The organism is Cryobacterium shii (assembly GCF_004402595.1).
Lineage (GTDB): Bacteria > Actinomycetota > Actinomycetes > Actinomycetales > Microbacteriaceae > Cryobacterium > Cryobacterium shii.
In genome coordinates, this window is record NZ_SOFY01000075.1 from 1 (window position 1) to 5,105 (window position 5,105).

Annotated in this window: 3 protein-coding genes and 1 pseudogene; all 4 read right to left on the reverse strand. The window is 60.9% G+C overall.

What is annotated here, in order from left to right:
• Positions 1–74: 74 nt before the first annotated feature.
• On the reverse strand, positions 75–467 hold the full coding sequence (locus E3O49_RS13960; RefSeq protein WP_134451792.1) for a hypothetical protein: 393 nt from the start codon (positions 465–467) through the stop codon (positions 75–77).
• A complete protein-coding gene (locus tag E3O49_RS13965; RefSeq protein WP_134451794.1) occupies positions 464–1,270 on the reverse strand; it encodes a metallophosphoesterase in 807 nt (268 codons plus the stop codon). The genes E3O49_RS13960 and E3O49_RS13965 overlap by 4 nt, the downstream gene beginning before the upstream one ends.
• A 63-nt stretch (positions 1,271–1,333) precedes the next feature.
• Positions 1,334–1,990 carry a hypothetical protein gene (locus E3O49_RS13970; RefSeq protein ID WP_134451795.1) on the reverse strand — a complete coding sequence of 219 codons (657 nt, stop codon included), beginning with the start codon at positions 1,988–1,990 and terminating at the stop codon, positions 1,334–1,336.
• A gap of 2,696 nt (positions 1,991–4,686) precedes the next feature.
• A pseudogene (locus E3O49_RS13975) lies at positions 4,687–5,001 on the reverse strand (ATP-binding protein); the annotation flags it as partial.
• Between the last annotated feature and the right edge of the window lie 104 nt (positions 5,002–5,105).

The following is a 5,105-nucleotide window of genomic DNA, read 5'->3' on the forward strand; positions in this document are numbered from 1 at the left end:
AACTTTGAACGGTTCTCACTGACCATCGCACGGTGGTTTCCTACGTTGTTAATCCAACGATCGAAACCCGGGAACTACACCACTCGAGGGGACGCAACCTCTTCCCACGACCGAGTCGCCGCAAACGTCTGCTTCGTGACACATTGCCACTGCCGCTGAGACAAGACACTCGTCTCGGCGAGAGGTTTCGTGTCGAGGAACTTCGGAAAGTGCGCGCCCTCGAAACGCGTTCGCGTGAGCCCTGAATGCACTCGGACCAGACCCGCCTGCCAGGGGGCTAGCATCGCGACGATCGCTTCCGTTTTGCGCACGTTCGCGGAGTTCGGCAACGGATACGTGCGCACACCCTCATGCGACTTCCGCTCCTTTGTGGGCGGCGCAACGCGTTTGGTCAACGACCCGTTGACGAATTGCCCTGGGGCCACGTCATGGGGCTTGTCGGGAAGCTCGAGGATGATGGCGCTCACTTGACGTCCTTCGGTGCGCGCTCGAGCCATCGCCAGTTCAACGTCGACAGCTCAAGCTGAGCGAGATTCCGCCTCTGACCGTCACGGCCGAGCGAAATGACCTGCTGACCCGAAGGCAGCGCTACCTCGTCCGCTAAATGCATGTGACCGTGGAAAAGCAACTTTGGGGCGACCCCGTCCCAGACCCTCGTGGTGAGCGCGCGTGACCGGCTTGAGTAGTCCAGGGCTGCAGGGCTCCAACGCATCGGATTGGACCGGAGCATGTCTTCTGAGGCCGGGGTGCCACCGTCGATGGCTTCGTGCGTTAGCAGGACATCTGCCGGGCCGCCGCTGATGGCTCGCTCGACGTCTTGCTCCGTGGGTAGCTCACCGGGGAACCAGTCGATGCCCGGCGATCGCATCTCGTAGTCGACGGACGCCGCGCCGCCGAACGACGCGAAGGTCCTACGGCTGATCTCGAATCGATAGCCGCGGGGGAGGACTTCAACTACCGAGCTCAGCCCCACTGGTTTGCCAGGCTGGGCAGTGAACTCGTCATCGAGCCAGGTCCAGTCCTCGTGGTTTCCCGGTGTGACGAGCACGCGCGAGATGCCAGCCCGGGCGCACCAGAAGTCAACGGCGTCTAGCAACTTCTGGCCGCCTGCGCCGGGCCAGATCCCGAAGTCGCCGACATGCAGGATCGTTCGGACTCCAGGGGAATTGCGAGCGATCGACGGGATGGCCTTCCCTGCCCAGGCGATGTTGCCGTGCCAGTCACCTGCGACGACGACGTGCGTCTCGTCGGTCGGCATCAGCGGTGCCACCTGGCGCGTGTCGCGCCATTATCTGATTCTCGGGCACGCCGATGAGGTGCGGCCATCAGGTCCTCACGACCAATCGGAAGCCTCGACGATCTCACGCACGTCGTCGAAATCGCCTCCGTCACGGAGCCATTGAATCGGGGTCTTGCGCCCCCGGGCGACCAGGTCCCGCTGAGGTGTGGCCATGAATCCAGCCGCGCTTTGCCAATCCCATCGTGGGGTGATGATTCCGATCAGCTGAGTCAGCCCTGGGAGAAGTTTCGAAGGGGACGCCACGTCGAATTGCCAACTCGGGAAGCGGAGCCGGCCAGAAACTTCGATCGCGTAGAGCCGTCCGTCGGCAACTGCATCAGTGACGTCGCTTTCGTTCCAACCGAGAAAGCCTGTGACATGCTCCATGGACATGGTCGCGAATAGGGCAAGCAACCAGGTTTTGGTCGTGCTCAGCTGCAAATTCCCTCGGTCTACCGCTGCCGAAGTCTCGGCCCACGCGTCAGCGCTGAATGCGCCCGACTCGATCAGGAAGCGGACGTCGTTGTCTGACAGCTTCTCCAGTGAGATGGGCTTCATCGCGAGCAGCATGTCCGTGAGTGCTTCCAGGAAGTATTCCGGGTCATTCGCCAATCGAGCCACGGCTTCTGCGAGGCGCCGGACGGCGTCCTCCGAGATGTGTGGGCCGATTCGCCCATCGGCGTTGTCAGGGGCGGGTGCGGAACGGGTCATGAGAGGAAGACTAGAGGTCCTTCGGCGACGTTGCGATAGCCGGAAAAGTCCCGCTCCCGGGGCTCGTTGCAGGTCTGCTCAGATACGAGCGGACGCGTGGGCCGGCTATCGGAGATTCGCGGAAGACACACAGGTTTGCAAGCATCAGGCGATCAGATCAGACGTTGGTGGGCCGCCTCTGGCGGGAGGATACATCTTCGGAGCCAGGCGGCTCGTTCTCGGAGACCTCGCCCGACACCGACCCGCCGATGAGTTGCCACAGCGGCGATGCCATGGCTATCTGCCGCCATCGTCCCTCACTCGATACACCCACCAATCAGCACAGGCGCCCCTGCGGAGAGAAAGCCCGACGTGCCTAGATTGGTTCTCCCGCAGACCTTCGCCCCACGCAGAAGATCTATGGCCCTGCCCCGAATCCATCTCTGAGACTGAGCAGATACGTCAACAGAAGAATTTCAAGCATTTAGGGGCATTTTACTCGATTGTATATACTACACGTCTGGCCGGATTCTGACCATGCGGTGGTCAACTCCTGCCCGCACGGATGATGCAAAATCGAAACCCGATCTGTGGCCTGCATTTTCGCCGCAATCACAGGTCGCCAGGCCAGAATGTGGCCATACTTTGGCCGCTTCACGCCCTCGGAAATTGGCTCGCAAATGGCCGGCCAGCAAACGGTCAGATTCTGCCCGATGTCTGGTCAGATTGCGCCCACCGATTGAATACAGACATTCGAATTTATATTCCTCTTGAGAATTCCTGTGATCCCATGCGTTAGAGCCGGCGTGCCGTCACGTCAGGACCCGTCAGGATTCCAGTACCGGTCCGGGTACAGGGCGCGGAACGTTCAGAACGAAAGAGTACAAACGTCGATATGAGCGTCGACGACGCGGATCTCGGTGGAATCTGATGAGGGGGTGTGAAGGGCCCACGAGCCTTGCAGGCGCCCCGGAGGTGGCGCTAATGAGGTCGCTGAGGCTGTCAGCCAGGTATCGCCCCTGAGGCTGGCCTGCGGCCCAACCAGGCGACGGCATTCGTGTCAACTGAAGTCTCCAATGGGCTCGAGACGAACCATGACCCAGAGCGCCGCTACGCGGCTGTCGCGAGTCCCGCATCGCTCTCCTGCGTCGATCGTTACGGATGATCTGAGGCGGAGCTCAGACACGGCTGAAGTCGCAATGAGGGGTGCACGGCTGCGCCGAGCACCGCGCCGGTGGTGAGGCAAAGGTGACCGCGCGCCCGCGGCCACGGCAGGGTGAAATGAACATGGGGTCAAGGGGTGAAACGCGTTCTGCGTCGCTGTGCTCCATGGCTGTCAACACGGTGCCAAGGCACCTCAGAAGCCGTTGACAACCGAACCCCGCCTTTCCAACGGAAATGGATGCCACTGTTTACAACCCCTAGTGCTGTTGACTGCGTCAACGGGGTTGTAAACAGATGTGCGGAATCATCCATTTACGCTGATACACCAGCAGTTATGACCTCGATTCTCCGCTGGAGCTCCGAATACGAGGGAGGAAGGGAAAGGGCATAAGGGGGGATGGCACCACGCGTCGTTTTCACTTCGCTTCGCTGCATGAAATCTAGCTTGGTGGTCGGCGCAGCCGACGTCCCTTCGGGCGACCCTGATCCTGTCGCTGCGCTCGGTCTCCGTGTCTTCCTCTCCCTCGTTCCGCTGCGCTTCCGAGGGCCCTTACTGCGTCGCTGCGCTCCTTGCCCTCCCAACCCCCACTGGGGGTTGGGAGGGTGCCTGCTGACGGCGCCTATCCTCCGTTGCCGCCGCTGGGTGCTTCGCCCCTACGGGCTCAAACGCCGCCAGGCAAATACATACTCCGCGTGGCGAGATTAGGCGAGTGGACCCGTGTCCTAATCGTGCCCGGAGCAAGACGGACGTCCAGGAGCCGTTGATGGACTGACCATTGATTCGGATGCCGCTCGACGCAGATCACAGGATCGTGGCCTTTCAGATGAACTCGATCGTCCAATCTGGAGGAGCAGGCCTGCCTTTCAGCGCGGAGCACGTGGGGAGGTGGTAGAGCTTGGTGCGCGGTTACATTTCGGCATGACTCGTTGTAACGAAGAAAAACCCAGTTCAGAGGTCAGTTTTACCCCTTAATTTCCTGGTTACAAACATTCCCTCCCTCTCAACCACGCGAGGGGACGGCTGATTGGCCGAGGGTCTTGGGTAGGTCTCTAGATCTTTGTAACTTAGTAACTTTGTAATCTTGACGCTTCTAGCCGCGGAATCCTGCGGTTCTCGCCGTTACAGCCGTGATCACAATTTGTAACCTCAGTCGTGGTTTGTAACCGCGCTCACATTCGCAGCTCTGAGCTCCGGCCCTGTGGGCGGGCTCGCTCCGCGGCATCGGGCCGTGCCGCCTTTGCCCTGGGGCGGCGGGGAACCTGGCGCGCGCCCGCGACCACAGCAAATGGTGGCGGCGCCTGCACTGCGCCGCGGGTATCGGTCAGCGGCGGAGCAACCAGTCATTCGCTGCGACGGCTGCCTGCGTCCGCAAAGAGATTTCCGAGGCCGGGCCGTATCCGTTGCATTTGGTATGCAATTTGTTCGATCCATCGTTGTGAGTATTTGCGGGTCTAGGGGCCAGTGAATATTGCCTTCGGGGGCCGCTGGTATTGCCTGTCGGTGCCGGGTTGTCGCGCGGTCGGGGGCCGGTGACGCCCGACCGCGCGGGGTCCTATGCCTTGACCTGGCCGGCGGTGTGTTCTCTCATGTTGTGGCCGCCGGTCTCGACCCAGATGGTGTTGTGCACGATGCGGTCCATGATCGCGTCGGCGTGAACCCCGGAACCGAGGCGCTGGTGCCAATCCTTCTGCGCGTATTGCGTGCAGAACACCGTTGATGCCTGGTCGTAGCGTCGCTCGAGGAGTTCCAACAGCATGCTCCTGGTGCTCTCATCGGGTTCATCGAGGAGCCATTCATCGATCACCAGGAGCGAGAACGCGGCGTACTTGTTCAAGAACTTTGTCGTGCCGGAGGGTTTATCGCGGGCCAGCTGTGTGTGTGATCAACTCTTTGTAGGCCGTTTCGGCGCTGGAATCCTGCCAAGTTAGTGGCTGGTTTCCTGCCAAAAGAGCACTAAGAATCAGGCCAGCA

Excerpts from the sequence above, each read along its gene's own strand:
- E3O49_RS13970 (WP_134451795.1), bottom strand. The coding sequence starts at position 1,990 with ATGACCCGTTCCGCACCCGCCCCTGACAACGCCGATGGGCGAATCGGC.